The organism is Pseudomonas sp. EggHat1 (assembly GCF_014892995.1).
GTDB classification, from domain to species: domain Bacteria; phylum Pseudomonadota; class Gammaproteobacteria; order Pseudomonadales; family Pseudomonadaceae; genus Aquipseudomonas; species Aquipseudomonas chaetocerotis.
In genome coordinates this window covers 129,148-145,366 of record NZ_JACKQK010000006.1, presented here as the reverse complement: position 1 = coordinate 145,366, position 16,219 = coordinate 129,148, and the positions used below count along the sequence as shown (strand labels likewise).

The following is a 16,219-nucleotide window of genomic DNA, read 5'->3' as shown; positions in this document are numbered from 1 at the left end:
AAGCTGGCCATATTTGTTGCATGAATCGAGCGAATAATGGATCGACTGACGGCGGCGCGGGTGTTCGTCGAGGTGTTGGAGCGGGGCAGTCAGACGGCTGCTGCCGAGGCGCTGGACATGTCGCGGGCGATGGTTTCGCGCTACCTCGCCGAGCTGGAAGCCTGGGCCGGCGTGCGCTTGCTGCACCGCAGTACACGACGACTGAGCCTGACGGGCGCGGGTGAACAAATGCTGCCGCAATGCCGCGAGATGCTGGCGCTGGCCGAGCGCATGCAGGCAATGGGTCAAGCTGCGGATGATGCGCCGCGCGGCACGCTACGCATCACCTGCAGCCAGTCCTTCGCCCAGGCCTGGCTGGTGCATACGCTGCAGGCCTTCACCGAGCGTTACCCGCAGGTCAACGTCGACTTGCTGGTCGGCAGTGAGGCGGTCAATCTGGTGGAGGCGCGCATCGACCTGGCGCTGCGCATCACCAATCAGCTCGACCCGAACCTGATCACCCGGCGCCTGGCGGTGTGTCGCTCGGTAGTCTGTGCCAGCCCGCAATACCTGGAGCGACACGGCACGCCGCAGCGCCCGGAGGATCTGGCCCGGCATAACTGTCTGGCCTACGCCTACTTCGGCCGCAGCCTGTGGGAGTTCGAGCATCGAGGGGAGGCGAGTGCCGTTTCGGTGTCCGGAAGCCTTAGCGCCAACGAGTCGATGGTATTGCTGGAGGCGACCTTGGCTGGTGCCGGTATCAGCCTGCAGCCGCTGTACTCGGCGGCTGCCCCGCTGCGTGAAGGACGACTGGTGCGCCTGTTGGCGGACTATCGGCCGCCTGAACTGGGCATTCATGCCCTGTACGGCACGCGTCGGCAGATGCTGCCAGCGATGCGCCTGTTGCTGGACTTCATTGCCGAACGCCTGGCCAGCGAGGCGCACTGGCAGCATTAGCAGGCTGTTGAAAAACTACCTCGGCTTTGGCTTCCTGCTTCGCTCTACCTCCTGCATCCATGCAGTCGTCGCCTACGTTTTTCAACGGCCTGTTAACCGCCTGTTAAAAGCTGCGCCGGAAACTTGCATTCGGCCACGCAGCTTCAAGAATGAAGTGATCGGATCAGGATTTCACCATGCCATCACTCTCGAGCTTCGGCAGACGCGTTCGCAAACTCTGGCATGGTGCAGACCTGGCTCTGGTCGGTCAGCGCCGCGAGCGCCGCATGCGCATGCTGTCGAGTCTGGTGATGATCGTGATGGGCCTGCTGTGGGGGCTGTTCTTTTCCTCTCGCGGCTACTGGGCCATCGTCATCATGGATGTGACCATCGTCCTCAGCGGTGTGGCGGTCTTCGCGCTGACCCTGCGCAACCAGGCCCGCAGCGCCAACCTGATTCTGTTCGGTGCGCTGATCCTTATCGTCGTCGCCTCGACCCTGCTGCTCGACCCACCGACCCTAACGGCGCCGCGTGCGACGCATCTCTATCTGCTTCCGGTGGCTGTCGGCGCGTTGATGGCCTTCCGCGATGAACCCTTGTGGCTGCGTTACGGCATGTCGCTGTTCTGCCTGCTGTTGTTCGTCGCCCTGGCCGCGTCCAACTGGCGGCCCACCGATCTTTATGCGCTGCCGGACGATGTGCGCATCGTCGGCTCCTGGGTACAGGGCGTTGCCGCCATGGCGCTGTTCTTCCTGCTCCTGCATATCCTGCAGAGCGACACCGCCGAGCGCTCGGAGCTGGATCGTGACCTGCGCGCGGCCATTCGCGAGCAGCAGTTCGTGCTGTATTACCAGCCGCAGCTCAATGGTGCCGGGCGGGTCATCGGCGCCGAGTTGCTGATTCGCTGGCAGCACCCGCAACGCGGGCTGTTGGCGCCCGGCGAGTTCATCGATCACGCCGAGAATACCGGGCTGATCATCCCCATCGGTCAATGGGTGCTGGAGCAAACGGCCGCGCGCCTGCGTCAGTGGACGGATGACCCGCTCTTCGGCGACCTGGGCCTGGCGGTGAACATCAGTCAGAAGCAGTTCTCGCAGAGCAGTTTCGTCGCCGAGATTCTCGGCCTCATCGAACGCCACGGCATCGACGCCCGGCGCCTGGAACTGGAGCTGACCGAGACGCTGATCGTGCATGACATGGAGGACCTCACGCGCAAGATGACGGCGCTGGTCGAGCATGGCGTGCGCTTCTCGCTGGATGACTTCGGTACCGGCTTTTCTTCCCTCAGCCATCTCAAGCGCCTGCCGTTGAGCAAACTGAAGATCGACCGTTCGTTCATCTGCGACGTGCTCACCGACGCCAACAGCGAAACCATCGTGCGCACGGTGATCGCCCTGGGGCAGAGCATGGGCATGACGGTGATCGCCGAGGGCGTTGAAACCGAGGCACAGCGGCAGTTTCTGGCTGACAACGGTTGCAGTCAGTTCCAGGGGTATCTGCTCGGCCGGCCGATGCCGTTGGCGGATTTCTGTGCCTTCGTTCAGCGCCACAACGGCTGAATCCGCCTCCGTCCATCTACCATCTCCTGCCTGGAGTGAACTTGAAGCAAGTGGCCAAGGTCTGTCTGCTGTCGGCCCGTACCGGCAGGAATAGATGGCTATTGGCCGCTAGTGTGGCGTCTACGTCGCGAATTCTGCCTGCATCATGCTCGAGCGTGTTCTTGAACGCGTGGCCGGCAACGTCCATCCCGTTCGCCGGGTTCGTCTGACTGCCACGTGAAAATTGCCCATGTTTTTATCTCGTCATGCTCCATTCCAACCCCGCATTCTCGGTGCCTGCCTGCTGCTCGGTGGCCTGCTCGGCGGCGCACAGCCGTCTCTGGCCGAAGAGACGGCTGGTAACCAGCGCTGGGTCAGCGACAGCCTGAATACGTACGTGCGCAGCGGCCCCACCGATGGCTATCGCATCGTCGGCACCCTGGTCTCCGGGGAGAAGGTGGAGCTGCTGCGCACTCAGGGCGACTACAGCCAGGTGCGTAGCGCAAACGGCAACAGTGTCTGGATTCCCAGTCGCGACCTGCAATCGGTACCAGGCCAGGCCGAGCGCCTGCCGCAGCTGGAACAGAAAGTCGCTGACCTCAGCGCGGAGCTCAAAGGCATCGACGACGCCTGGAAGATCCGTGTGCAAGGCATGCAGGAAACCCTGGACTCGCGCAAGAAGCTCATCGACGAGCTGCAGGCCGCCCGCGGCGCGCTGGATGCTGAACTGACCACTACCCGTTCGCAACTGCGCGATGCCCAGGCGCAACTGGGCAACGAACAGCAGCAGGCGCTCATGCGCTACATGGCCTATGGCGGCAGTATCGCCGGCGCCGGGCTGCTGCTCGGGCTGATCCTGCCGACCATGCTGCGGGTCAAGCGCAAACGTAATGATCAGTGGGTGTAGCGCCTGTTTTCAGCGCCTCGGTTCTGGAGGCATTGTCCAGAAATGGCGACCAATCTCGTTCACTCTCCTAGTGAGCGGTGAGATGACGGGCGATGCCCTTCTTCAACGGCAGCAGACCCTGCGCCATGCGCAGGCCGGCACCGCGCAGCAGGCGTGCGGACAGGTGGTCGTTGGTGTACAGCTCTACCAGCAGGTTAGTGGCCTGGTAAAGCGGCCAGGTCGCCAGGCGTAGCTGACGCTCGTAGCGGGCCAGTGAGGCGGCTGCGTCGATGTCCTGGCGTTTGGCGTGGGCCGCCAGCAGTGCATCGCTGAGCAGTTGCACACCGATCAGACCGAAGTTGAAGCCATGCGCGGTGACCGGATGCATGCCCACCGCGGCGTCGCCGAGCAGGGCGCAGCGGGCACCGACCATGCGCCGCGCATAGGCGCCTACCAGCGGGTAGGCGTGGCGACTGCTGAGCAGTTGCATGGCGCCGAGGCGGCGGTCGAAGCGCCGTTCCATCTCGCGGGCGAAGCTGACTTCATCGAGCTTCTGCAGTCGTTCGATCTCGCGCGGTGGCAGGGTCAGTACGGTCGACGACTGCCGGCCATTGAGCGGTAGCAGGGCCAGGGTCTGGCCGTAGCCGAACCACTCCCAGGCCACGTGTTGGTGATCCTCTTCATGTTGCATGCGGCACACCAGCATGCTCTTGCCGAAGTCCTTCAGTTGCGCGCCTATACCGAGCTGGCGGCGGGTTTCCGAGAAGCGGCTGTCGGCAGCGACCAGCAGGCGCGACTGCAGCACCTGGCCGTCCTGCAGCACCAGTTTCACCTCGTGCTCGCTGGCCTGAATGGCGCGCACGCTGGTGTTACACAACAGCTGCACGTCAGCACAGTCGCTCACGGCCTGATAGGCCGCGCGGCGAATGGCCTGGTTGGCTACCAGATGGCCGAGGCGCTCGGCGCCGGCCTGCTCGGCGCGGATCTTCAGGGCGAACAGCGAGGGGCCGCTGAACACCTGGGCATCGCGTAGTACGAAGATCTCCTCGGTGGGCAGGCGTGACCATAAGTCCAGGCGTTCGAGCAGGGCCTGCGAGCCGTGGGTGAGGGCGATCTCGCGGCCGTCGAAGGCCGGTTCGGCCAGCACTTGCTCGGCCTGGCGTTCCAGTACCACGATGGACAGACCGTGCCCGGACAGGGCACGTGCCAGGCACAGGCCCGCCGGGCCGGCGCCGACTATGACGATATCGGGTGACATGCTGCAGCTCTCCGTGCGTGTGACCAGTAGGGCGGGTGACGCAGATGCGAAGTGCGAGTCTAGGTCGCAGCTGCGCCGCAGATATTGTCCGGGATCATTCCGTGGGCTGAATGTGTTGCGCGTGTCGATGGCGATGAACTGGCATTCAATATTGTTGTTATTACAAGTTTACCCGTCTTGATAGGCGTAATTTTCGGGTTTACTGTGATGCGCGTTGTTTGAATTACAAAAATAATTCGGGTTTGGAGTCGATGCCATGCATCCTCATTTTTCTGCAGGTGCCGATCAGCGAACGGCCTTCGCTCAGGAGTCGTTCTCGTGAAACTGGCTCTTGTCGGCGATATCGGTGGTACCAATGCACGCTTTGCCCTGTGGCGTGACGAACAACTGGAGGCGGTGCAGGTGCTGGCGACCGCCGATTTCGAGGGGCCGGAACAGGCCATCGCTGCTTATCTGCAATCCCAGGACCTGCCGCTGAGCGCCATAGGCTCTGTGTGCCTGGCCTGCGCCGGACCGGTCAGCGGTGACCTGTTTCGCTTCACCAACAATCACTGGCGTATCGATCGTGCGGCGTTCTGCCAAACGTTGCAGATCGACCGTTTGTTGATGGTCAACGACTTCTCCGCCATGGCCCTGGGCATGACCCGCATCGCCGAGCACGAGCGTGTGCAGGTGTGTCCGGGGGAGGCGCAGGCAGACCGTCCGGCCCTGGTGATCGGCGCCGGCACTGGCCTCGGTGTCGGTACGCTGCTCGCGCAAGCAGATGGCAACTGGCTGGTGCTGCCGGGCGAGGGCGGCCACGTCGACCTGCCCATTGGCAGCCCGCGCGAGGCCGAACTCTGGCAGGTCCTCTATCGACAGCTGGGTCATGTGCGCGCCGAAGACGTGCTCAGTGGCAACGGCTTGCTGGTGCTGTATCGGGCCATCTGCGAACTGGACGGTAAGCCGTTGCAGCACGCGACGCCGGCGGCCATCACCGCCGCTGGCCTGGCGGGCGAGCCTGTGGCGGGCGAAGTACTGGAACAGTTCAGTTGCTGGCTCGGGCGTGTCGCCGGCAACGACGTGCTGACGCTGGGGGCACGCGGTGGGGTGTATATCGTCGGCGGCGTGGTGCCACGTTTCGCCGAGCGCTTTCTGGCCAGCGGTTTTGCCAAGAGTTTCCGCGACAAGGGTTGCATGAGCGATTACCTTCACGGCATTCCGGTGTGGCTGGTGACGGCCGAGTATCCCGGCCTGACGGGGGCTGGTGTGGCCTTGCAACAAGCGCCGGACCATAGCCCGGATGCAATCCGGGAGAGCCGTTGATAGAGCCCCGGATTTCATCCGGGTTACCCAGCCAGAACAAGAAAGGGGGCGGACCATGAGCCAGCCCGGCAAATCGATTCTGCTGGTCGATGACGACCAGGAAATTCGCGAACTGCTCGATACCTACCTGAGCCGCGTCGGCTTTCAGGTGCGCGCCGTCGCTGATGGTGCCGCCTTCCGCCAGAGTCTGTGTGCGGAGTCGGCCGATCTGGTCATCCTCGACGTGATGCTGCCCGACGAGGACGGTTTCAGCCTGTGCCGCTGGGTGCGCGAACATCAGCGCTTCGCCCAGGTGCCGGTGATCATGCTGACTGCCAGCTCCGACGAAGCCGACCGCGTGATCGGCCTGGAACTGGGCGCCGACGACTACCTCGGCAAACCGTTCAGCCCGCGCGAATTGCTGGCGCGAATCAAGGCCTTGCTGCGCCGCGCCCAGTTCACTCAGGAGCGCAGCGGTGAGGTGCTGGCTTTCGAGGACTGGCGCCTGGACATGGTCAGCCATCGGCTTTTCCACCGCGACGGCGAGGAGGTGATTCTGTCCGGTGCGGACTTCGCCCTGCTCAAGCTGTTTCTCGATCACCCGCAGCAGATTCTCGACCGCGACACCATCGGCAACGCCACCCGTGGCCGCGAGGTGATGCCACTGGAGCGCATCGTCGATATGGCCGTCAGTCGCCTGCGTCAGCGCTTGCGCGACACCGACAAACCACCACGGCTGATTCGCACCGTGCGCGGCAGCGGCTACCAACTGGCGGCCACGGTGAGCCTGCAGGCTGGCGATGGGCGTTAACCCACGGCGCTGGCTGCCGCGCTCGTTGCTCGGGCGCATGCTGCTGCTCACGCTGCTGGCGATATTGGCGGCGCAGACGCTGTCCAGCGTGATCTGGCTGTCGCAGTTGCGCGCCACCCAGCTCGAAGGCCTGGTCACCACCGCGCGCAGCCTGGCCCATTCGATGTCCGCCAGCGTGCGTTACTTTCGTTCGCTGCCGGTGAATTACCGGCCGCTGGTGCTCGACCAGTTACGCAGCATGGGCGGCACACGCTTCGTCGTCAGCCTCAATGACCGACCATTGCAGATGAAGCTGCTGCCAGCCACGCCACGCAAGCAGGCGGTGACCGAGGCGGTGACCGAGGTACTGCGTCAGGCGCTGGGCAATGCCGCCGACATTTCGGTGACCTTCGTCAGCCCGGATGATCTGCGCATCTTCAACGGCGGCCTGAAACTCGACGAACTACCGCGCTCCTGGGCGCATTACGCGTTGACCCTGGAGCCGGTCAATCCACCCGTGCTGGTGACGCAGATCCAGCTGGCGCCGGGGGAATGGCTGTATATAGCATCGCTGCTGCCGGAGCCCTACACCAGCCTGGAGGAACCCATCCTGCCGACCCAGCAGCTGTGGTTCATCTTGCTGACCACTGCCTTTTTGCTGTTGTTCATCGGTTTGCTGGTGCATCTGCAGAGCCGTCCGCTCAAGCGCCTGGCGCGTACCGCGCGGCACCTGTCGCTGGGCGCGGAAGTGGAGCCAGTGGCCGAAGGCGGCGGCCGCGAGGTGGTGGAGGTGGCCCGCGCGTTCAATGCCATGCGCGAGCGCATCAGCCGTTACCTGACCGAGCGCAGCCAGCTGTTCAGCGCCATTTCCCATGACCTGCGCACGCCGATCACACGCCTGCGCCTGCGCGTCGAACTGCTCGATGACGAAAGCCTGCAGAGTAAGTTCGGGCGTGATCTGGACGACCTCGAGCTGCTGGTCAAAGGCGCGCTGCAATGCGTGAAGGACACCGACATTCACGAGAACATCGAGCCGGTTGACCTCAATCACCTGCTGCATGGGCTGACCGAACCCTACCTCGGCTCGGGCCGGGTGACCCTCGATGGCGCGGCGCGTGATCTGTATCCCGGCAAGCCGCTGGCCTTGCGTCGCTGTATCGGCAACCTGCTGGACAACGCGCTGAAGTACGGCGAGCGTGCGCATCTGCACATCGAGGACGACGCCGAGGCGTTCGTCCTGCATGTCGATGACGAGGGCCCGGGTGTGCCCGAGCAGAAGCTCGAGCAGGTGTTCGAGCCGCACTTTCGCCTGGCCAGCCAGCAGCAGGGCTACGGCATGGGGCTCGGCATCGCACGCAACCTGGCGCACAGCCACGGCGGCGAGCTGAGCCTGCGCAACCTGCGCGACGGTGGGCTGCGCGTCACCCTCTGGTTGCCGCGTCAGAGTCGCTGAACGTGCCCTTGCGCCCCATGTCACGTGCTCGCACTGCTTTGTAACGGCTTGGTGACGTTCCAATACCCTTTGTTACCCCCAGCGCTATGGGGGCTGGGTAGACTCATTCGCAATGCAAGCACCACGACGTGCTCGCGAATAACAACAACAAGGTGCCTTATCCCATGAAAGCGATCTCTCGCCTGTCCTGTGCCATCTCCCTCGCTGTTCTGCTGCCCCTGTCCGCCAATGCCGGTGAAGTCGAAGTGCTGCACTGGTGGACCTCCGGTGGCGAGAAGCGTGCGGCCGATACCCTGCAGAAACTGGTCGAAGCCCAGGGCCACACCTGGAAGGATTTTGCCGTGGCCGGTGGCGGTGGCGAAGCGGCCATGACCGTGCTGAAGACCCGCGCCGTGTCCGGCAATCCGCCCGCTGCTGCACAGATCAAGGGGCCGGATATTCAGGAGTGGGGCGAGCTGGGCCTGCTCGCTGACCTCAACGGTGTCGCCGCCGAGCAGAAATGGGATGAGCTGCTGCCGCCGCAGGTGATCGAGGTGATGAAATACCAGGGCGACTACGTGGCGGTACCGGTCAACGTGCACCGGGTCAACTGGTTGTGGATCAACCCCGAAGTCTTCGCCAAGGCTGGCGCCACGCCGCCCACCACCCTCGACGAATTTTTCGCCGCCGCCGACAAGCTGAAGGCCGCCGGCTTCATCGCCATCGCCCATGGCGGCCAGCCCTGGCAGGACGGCACCGTGTTCGAGGACCTGGCATTCAGCATTCTCGGCGCCGACGGCTTTCGCAAGGCCTTCGTCGAGCAGGACCGCGCCACCCTGACCGGCGACAAGATGGTCGAAGTGTTCGCCGCCCTGCAGAAACTGCGCGGCTATATCGACGCCGACGCCGCCGGGCGTGACTGGAACAGCGCCACCGGCCTGGTGATCGACGGCAAGGCCGGCATGCAGATCATGGGCGACTGGGCCAAGAGCGAGTGGACCGCTGCCGGCAAGGTCGCCGGCAAGGACTACGAATGCCTGGCCTTCCCCGGCACCCAGGGCAGCTTCGCCTTCAATATCGACTCGCTGGCCATGTTCAAGCTGAACGACGCTGACAACCGCAAGGCCCAGGAAGACCTGGCGCGCACGGTGATCGGCAACGAATTCCAGGCGTTCTTCAACCAGAACAAAGGTTCGATCCCGGTGCGAATGGACCAGGACATGAGCAGCTTCGACGCTTGCGCGCAGAAGTCCATGGCTGACTTCAAGGCGGCCGCTTCCGGTGGCGGCCTGCAGCCAAGCCTGGCTCACGGCATGGCCGCTTCCAGCTACGTGCAGGGTGCGGTGTTCGACGTGGTGACCAACTTCTTCAACGACCCCGAGGCCGACCCGAAGCGCGCCGCCCAGCAACTGGCGGCGGCGATCCAGGCGGTGCAGTGAGTCTGCGGGCCGCCTAGGCGGCCCTTGCCATAGTGCGGGTTTAAACCCCGCCGGTTCCGAGCCTTCCATCCCTGGCGCATGCCTTCATGCCTGCGCCACGGGATCGGCCGCGCCGTGCTTTCCACCCCTCTCCCTCTGGGAGAGGGGCCGGGGGTGAGGGACTTGGGCAACTCGGATTTTTCGGCGCACCGCCTCCCCTCACCCCAACCCTCTCCCGAGGGAGAGGGGGCTTGTTTCCACCGTTGACGCAATGGAGTCACCCATGAGTTCAACCGCAGTCATCACCAAAGCCTCACCGCTGGACGTCCTGCAGCGCTGGCTGCCCAAGCTGGTGCTGGCGCCGAGCATGGTCATCGTGCTGGTGGGCTTCTACGGCTACATCGGCTGGACCTTCCTGCTGTCGTTCACTAACTCGCGTTTCATGCCCAGCTACAACTTCGTCGGGCTGCAGCAGTACGCGCGCTTGTGGGACAACGACCGCTGGTGGGTGGCGAGCCAGAACCTGCTGCTGTTCGGCGGCCTGTTCATCGCCATCAGCCTGGTCATTGGCGTGTTTCTGGCGGTGCTGCTGGACCAGCGCATCCGCCGCGAAGGCTTCATTCGCACCCTCTTTCTCTACCCCATGGCGCTGTCGATGATCGTCACCGGCACCGCCTGGAAGTGGCTGCTCAATCCCGGTCTGGGGCTGGACAAGCTGCTGCGCGACTGGGGCTGGGAGGGCTTTCGCTTCGACTGGCTGGTGGACCCGGATCGCGTCGTCTACTGCCTGGTGATGGCCGCCGTGTGGCAGTCCTCGGGGTTCGTCATGGCGCTGTTTCTCGCCGGCTTGCGCAGCGTCGATCAATCGATCATCCGCGCCGCCCAGGTCGATGGCGCCAGCCTGCCGAGCATCTACCTGCGCATCGTCCTGCCGAGCCTGGGGCCGGTGTTCTTCAGCGCGCTGATGATCCTCGCCCATATCGCCATCAAGAGCTTCGACCTGGTCGCTTCGATGACCGCCGGCGGCCCCGGCTACGCCTCCGATCTGCCGGCGATGTTCATGTACGCCCACACCTTCACCCGCGGCCAGATGGGCCTCGGTGCCGCCAGCGCGATGCTGATGCTCGGCGCGGTGCTGGCGATCCTGGTGCCCTACCTGTATTCCGAACTGCGAGGCAAACGCCATGACTAGTGTGAGCGTCGCGCAGCGACGATCTTCTGATGTCCTTCTCCCTCCGGGAGAAGGTGGCGCGAAGCGCCGGATGAGGGCATTCAGCTTCAGCCGTATAGCCATCCACACCACCCTGATCCTGGCCTGCGCGGTGTACCTGGTGCCGCTGCTGGTGATGCTGCTGACCAGCTTCAAGACCCCCGACGACATCCGCAGCGGCAACCTGCTGTCGATCCCGGACGTGTTCACCCTCATCGGCTGGGTCAAGGCCTGGGACGGCGTCGGCGGCTACTTCTGGAACTCGGTGAAGATCACCATCCCGGCGGTGCTGATCTCCACGCTGCTCGGCGCGCTGAACGGCTACGTGCTGGCCATGTGGCGCTTTCGCGGCTCGCAGCTGTTCTTCGGCCTGCTGCTGTTCGGCTGCTTCCTGCCGTTCCAGGTGATCCTGCTGCCGGCGTCCTTCACCCTCGGCCAGCTCGGCCTGGCCAACACCACCGAAGGCCTGGTGCTGGTGCACGTGGTCTACGGCCTGGCCTTCACCACGCTGTTCTTCCGCAACTTCTACGTGAGCATTCCCGAGGCGCTGGTGCGCGCCGCGCGCCTGGATGGCGCCGGCTTCTTCACCATCTTCGGGCGCATCCTGCTGCCGATGTCGGTGCCGATCATCATGGTCTGCCTGATCTGGCAGTTCACCCAGATATGGAACGACTTCCTCTTCGGCGTGGTGTTCGCCAGCGGCGACACCCAGCCGATCACCGTGGCGCTGAACAACCTGGTCAACACCAGCACCGGGGCCAAGGAATACAACGTCGACATGGCCGCGGCGATGATCGCCGGGCTGCCCACTCTGCTGGTCTACATCCTGGCCGGTAAGTACTTCCTGCGCGGCCTGACGGCCGGCGCCGTCAAAGGTTGAGGTAATAACCATGGCTACCCTCGAACTGCGCAACGTCAACAAATCCTACGGCAGCGGTCTGGCAGACACCCTGAAGAACATCGAACTGGCCATCGACTCCGGTGAGTTCCTGATCCTGGTCGGTCCCTCCGGCTGCGGCAAATCAACCCTGATGAACTGCATCGCCGGCCTGGAAAGTATCAGCGGCGGGGCGATCCTGGTCGATGGCGCCGACATCAGCGGCATGAGCCCGAAGGATCGCGATATCGCCATGGTGTTCCAGTCCTACGCGCTGTACCCGACCATGACGGTGAAGGACAACATCGCCTTCGGCCTGAAGATGCGCAAGCTGCCGCCGACCGAGATCGAGGCCGAGGTGGCGCGTGTGGCCAAGCTGCTGCAGATCGAACATCTGCTGTCGCGCAAGCCCGGCCAGCTGTCCGGTGGCCAGCAACAGCGCGTGGCCATGGGCCGGGCGCTGGCGCGGCGACCGAAGATCTATCTGTTCGACGAACCGCTGTCGAACCTCGACGCCAAGCTGCGCGTGGAGATGCGCACCGAAATCAAGCTGATGCACCAGCGCCTGAAGACCACCACGGTGTACGTCACCCACGACCAGATCGAGGCCATGACCCTGGGCGACAAGGTGGCGGTGATGAAGGACGGCATCATCCAGCAGTTCGGCACCCCGCAAGAGATCTACAACGACCCGGCCAACCAGTTCGTCGCCAGCTTCATCGGTTCGCCGCCGATGAACTTCATCCCGCTGCGCGTGCAGGTGCGCGATGGCCAGTGCTTTGGGCGGCTGGATTCGGCGGCCGGCGCTCAGGGGCAGGCGTGCTGCGAGCTACCGCTGGGCGCGGCGGCCGAACTGGAAGGGCGCGAGCTGATTCTTGGGGTGCGTCCTGAACAGATCCAGTTGGCCGCTGCCGCAGCAGCGCTGCCGAGCCTGCGCGCCGAGGTCGAGGTGGTCGAGCCGACGGGGCCGGACACCCTGGTGTTCGTCAGCCTCAACCAGACCAAGGTGTGTTGCCGCCTGGCGCCGGACGCTGCGCCGCAGGCCGGCAGCAGCCTCGACCTGCAGTTCGATCCGGCGCGCGTGCTGTTGTTTGACGCCGCCAGCGGTGAGCGCCTGCGCCCGGGAAAGCGTCAGGCCACTGACAACAAGGTGGCCCAGTTCAAGGCCGGTTAGCCGCGTAGCCGGATGCAATCCGGGGGCTGCCCAATAACCCCCCGATTGCATTCAGGTTATGCGGCGCACCCAGTCACGTAGGGTGCGCCGTGTGCACCAGAAAAACGAAAAAACCGTCGCTGCGGCGGTAATCCGCAGCATCGCTCAATAAAAACAATCAGGAGCAACGATGAAGACCACACAACAAACCCTCACCTGTTCAGTCGGCGTTCCCTGCCTGCTGGCACTGGCCTTGACCACGCTGCAGGCACAGGCCGTCGAGTTCAGCGGTTATGTGCGTAGCGGCATCGGCGGGGCGGATACCGGTGGCACGCAGCAGTGCTTCCAGTTGCCGGGCGCGCAATCGAAGTATCGCCTGGGTAACGAGTGCGAGCAGTACATCGAGCTGGACCTGCGCCAGGACCTGTTTCGCCTGGACGACGGCTCGGTGATCAGCGTCGAGGGCATGGCGCAGCTCTACAACCAGTACGGCCACACGCCCAAATTCACCGGTGACTACGGCTTCGCGCGGATGAACCAGATGTACGCCGAGTGGAGCAACATGCCGGCGCTGGGCGGCGGTTCGCTGTGGGCCGGGCGGCGCTTCTACAAGCGCAACGACATCCACATTTCCGACTTCTATTACTGGAACCAGAGCGCTACCGGTTTCGGTATCGACGAGATGAAGATCGGTGACCTCAAGTACAGCTACGTGTTCTCGCGCAAGGACAACTACGACCAGGAGCCCTACATCAATCGCCACGATTTCAACGTCGGCGGATTCCAGATCAACCCCGGTGGCGAGCTGGAAGTGGGCGTCAGCTACATCGACAAGCCGGACAGCACCGACGCCAATAGCGGCTGGGCAGTGAGCGCGCAGCACAAGCAGCAGGGCTTCTTCGGCGGGGTCAACACCGTCGCCCTGCAATACGGCCGCGGGCCGGGCACCGCGCTGGGTTACACCGGCGACCCGACGCTCGACAGCAGCAACAGCAGCTGGCGCCTGGTGGAGTTCTTCGACTTCCAGATGACGCCGCGCCTCGGTGGCCAGGTGCAGCTTGTTTATCAGAAGGACAAGCGCCCGGACGGTGCGGATCAGAACTGGCTGTCCATCGGCGGCCGTACCAGCTACGCCTTCACCGAGCAGTTCAAGCTGGTCGGCGAGATCGGCCGCGATCAGGTCGAGGCGCCCGGCGGCACGCGCAAGCTGACCAAGTTCACCATCGCGCCGACCTGGTCGCCAGCCGGCCCCGGTTTCTGGGCGCGTCCGGAAATTCGCCTGTACTACACCTACGCCAGCTGGAACCGCGCAGCGCAGCAAGCCGCCAACCTGTTGGCCGACGGCTCGGCCTTGTCCGAGAACGGCGCTTTCGGCAGCGCGCGCAACGGCTCCAACTTCGGCGTTCAGGTCGAGTACTGGTGGAAGTAGCTTATGCGCCGGGTGGATCGCGCTTCACCGATCCACCGTGGATGCCGGGATGGTGGATGAAAACGGCGTCATCCACCCTACGAAGGGCACCGCTGATGCTGGGGTGCGCGTAGCCAGACGTAGGGTGGATCGCGCTTCACCGATCCACCGTGGATGCCGGGATGGTGGATGAAAACGGCGTCATCCACCCTACGAAGGGCGCCGCTGATGCTGGGGTGCGCGTAGCCAGACGTAGGGTGGATCACGCTTCACCGATCCACCGTGGATGCCGGGATGGTGGATGAAAACGGCGTCATCCACCCTACGAAGGGCACCGCTGATCCTAGGGTGCGCACCAGGTGTCAGAGCAACCCCGCCACCAGGCGCCCGAGCACCTCCATGGCCTGTTCGCTGCGCGGGCTCCAGGGGTGGCCGTAGTTCAGCCGCGCGCAGTGACGAAACCCCTGGCTGGCGGAGAATATCGGCCCCGGCGCCAGGCTGATGCCCTGGGCCAGCGCCAGACGCAGCAGTTGCAGCGAGTCCAGGCGCTCGGGGAACTCGAACCAGAGGAAGTAACCGCCCGCCGGCCGCGTGACCCGCGTGCTGGCAGGAAAGTGCCGGGCAGCCGAGGCCAGCATCGCGCTCTGCTGCATTTCCAGGGCGTGGCGCAGCTTGCGCAGGTGGCGGTCGTAGCCGCCGTGCTGCAGGTAGTCGGCCAGCGCCGCCTGGGCCGGTACCGAAGGCGAGATGGTGGTCATCAGCTTGAGTCGGGCGATCTGCTCGGCATAACGCCCACCGGCCACCCAGCCGATGCGATAGCCCGGCGCCAGGCTCTTGGAGAAGGAGCTGCAATGCATCACCAGCCCTTCACGGTCGAAGCTCTTCACCGGTTTGGGTGGGTGGCTGCCGAAGTACAGCTCGGCGTATACGTCGTCCTCGATCAGTGGCACCTGATGCTCGACCAGCAGTTCGTACAGCGCCTGCTTCTTGGTCTCGCTCATGCTAGCGCCCAGCGGGTTCTGCAGGCTGCTCATGAACCAGCAGGCCTTGATCGGCAGTTGCTTGAGGCTCTCCGACAGGGCGCCCAGGTCGATGCCTTCGCGCGGGTGCACGGGAATCTCCACGGCCTTGAGCTGTAGCCGCTCCAGCACCTGCAGGCAGGCGTAGAAGGTCGGCGACTCGATGGCCACCAGGTCGCCCGGTTGGGTCACGCACTGCAGGCAGAGGTTGAGCGCCTCCATGGCGCCGTTGCTGATCACCAGCTCCTCCATCGGCAGCATCACGCCGCTGACCATGTAGCGCAGGGCGATCTGTCGACGCAGGTCGGCGTTGCCGGCGGTCATGTCGGCGATGATCTCGTGTGGCGAGAGCCTGCGCAGCGCGTGCGCCATGCTCTTGGCCAGGCGCGGCAGGGGGAACAGGTCGGGGCTGGGGAATGCCGAGCCGAAGGGCACGGTGTGCGGGTCCTTCAGCGAGGCGAGCACGGAAAACACCAGCTCGCTGACGTCCACTTCGGTGGTCTGCGCCGCGTGGGCAGTCAGTTCCGGCTCGTGCAGCGGGCGCTTGGCGTGTTCACGCACGAAGTAGCCGGAGCGTGCGCGCGCCTGAATCAGGCCGCGATCCTCCAGCAGGTAGTAGGCCTGGAACACGGTGGACGGGCTGACCCCGTAGGTGCGGCTGGCATGGCGTACCGAGGGCACCTTCTCGCCGGGGCCGAGCACGCCGGTGCGGATCAGCTCGGCGAGCTCGTCGGCGAATTTTTCGTAGCGTTTCATCCTGTCCTGGTTCACCGAGGCAAAGGGTACGGGCGAACACTTTACGGGGTGAGCGGCAGACATGGCAGTGCCTCGTGAAGGGGGACGTATCACGGTTGTGGCAACCGTAGCCCGGATGCAACCTGGGGAAGGACCTTGAACCGCCCCGGATTGCATCCGGGCTGCGACGCTTGCTCCCCTCTCCCCGGAGGGGAGAGGGGATTGATCGCATTCATCTTTCATTAAGTGAACAGTCCGTAGATACAAGGGTGGGCTTTAGCCCACCAGCGGTGTAA

General features: G+C 64.3%; 13 protein-coding genes. 11 read left to right on the top strand and 2 right to left on the bottom strand.

What is annotated here, in order from left to right:
* Window positions 1–36: 36 nt before the first annotated feature.
* The 3 genes from INS93_RS12125 to INS93_RS12115 all read left to right on the top strand — a co-directional run bounded on the left by INS93_RS12125 (window position 37) and on the right by INS93_RS12115 (window position 3,360).
* On the top strand, window positions 37–936 hold the full coding sequence (locus INS93_RS12125; RefSeq protein WP_192982219.1) for a LysR family transcriptional regulator: 900 nt from the start codon (window positions 37–39) through the stop codon (window positions 934–936).
* A 176-nt stretch (window positions 937–1,112) separates the two neighbouring features.
* The gene (locus INS93_RS12120; RefSeq protein ID WP_192982216.1) at window positions 1,113–2,474 is read left to right on the top strand and encodes a putative bifunctional diguanylate cyclase/phosphodiesterase; all 1,362 of its coding nucleotides are present in this window, start codon (window positions 1,113–1,115) and stop codon (window positions 2,472–2,474) included.
* Window positions 2,475–2,703: 229 nt separating this feature from the next.
* Entirely contained in the window at window positions 2,704–3,360 is a 657-nt protein-coding gene (locus INS93_RS12115; protein WP_192982213.1) for a TIGR04211 family SH3 domain-containing protein, read from the top strand.
* Between the two features lie 67 nt (window positions 3,361–3,427).
* Here the strand turns inward: INS93_RS12115 and ubiM are convergent, their stop codons facing one another.
* Window positions 3,428–4,597, bottom strand: a complete 1,170-nt coding sequence (ubiM, locus tag INS93_RS12110) for a 5-demethoxyubiquinol-8 5-hydroxylase UbiM (protein ID WP_192982210.1) — start codon at window positions 4,595–4,597, stop codon at window positions 3,428–3,430.
* Between the two features lie 318 nt (window positions 4,598–4,915).
* Between ubiM and INS93_RS12105 the strand changes: the two genes are divergently transcribed.
* The 8 genes from INS93_RS12105 (at window position 4,916) to INS93_RS12070 (ending at window position 14,190) form a co-directional block, all read left to right on the top strand.
* On the top strand, window positions 4,916–5,902 hold the full coding sequence (locus INS93_RS12105) for a glucokinase (RefSeq protein ID WP_192982208.1): 987 nt from the start codon (window positions 4,916–4,918) through the stop codon (window positions 5,900–5,902).
* A gap of 55 nt (window positions 5,903–5,957) precedes the next feature.
* A complete protein-coding gene (locus tag INS93_RS12100; RefSeq protein ID WP_192982205.1) occupies window positions 5,958–6,692 on the top strand; it encodes a response regulator in 735 nt (244 codons plus the stop codon).
* The gene (locus tag INS93_RS12095; protein WP_192982202.1) at window positions 6,682–8,124 is read left to right on the top strand and encodes an ATP-binding protein; all 1,443 of its coding nucleotides are present in this window, start codon (window positions 6,682–6,684) and stop codon (window positions 8,122–8,124) included. Before INS93_RS12100 ends, INS93_RS12095 begins: the two co-directional genes overlap by 11 nt.
* Before the next feature lie 164 nt (window positions 8,125–8,288).
* Window positions 8,289–9,542: an ABC transporter substrate-binding protein gene (locus tag INS93_RS12090; protein ID WP_192982199.1), complete on the top strand. Its 1,254-nt coding sequence runs from the start codon at window positions 8,289–8,291 to the stop codon at window positions 9,540–9,542.
* 262 nt (window positions 9,543–9,804) lie between these two features.
* The gene (locus INS93_RS12085; protein WP_192982196.1) at window positions 9,805–10,713 is read left to right on the top strand and encodes a carbohydrate ABC transporter permease; all 909 of its coding nucleotides are present in this window, start codon (window positions 9,805–9,807) and stop codon (window positions 10,711–10,713) included.
* A 70-nt stretch (window positions 10,714–10,783) separates the two neighbouring features.
* Entirely contained in the window at window positions 10,784–11,611 is an 828-nt protein-coding gene (locus tag INS93_RS12080) for a carbohydrate ABC transporter permease (RefSeq protein ID WP_192982193.1), read from the top strand.
* A 10-nt stretch (window positions 11,612–11,621) separates the two neighbouring features.
* A complete protein-coding gene (locus INS93_RS12075; RefSeq protein WP_192982190.1) occupies window positions 11,622–12,782 on the top strand; it encodes an ABC transporter ATP-binding protein in 1,161 nt (386 codons plus the stop codon).
* A gap of 169 nt (window positions 12,783–12,951) precedes the next feature.
* A complete protein-coding gene (locus INS93_RS12070; RefSeq protein WP_192982187.1) occupies window positions 12,952–14,190 on the top strand; it encodes a carbohydrate porin in 1,239 nt (412 codons plus the stop codon).
* 341 nt (window positions 14,191–14,531) lie between these two features.
* Here INS93_RS12070 and mapR read toward each other — a convergent pair whose 3' ends face one another.
* A complete protein-coding gene (gene mapR / locus INS93_RS12065; RefSeq protein ID WP_192982184.1) occupies window positions 14,532–15,944 on the bottom strand; it encodes a GntR family transcriptional regulator MpaR in 1,413 nt (470 codons plus the stop codon).
* Between the last annotated feature and the right edge of the window lie 275 nt (window positions 15,945–16,219).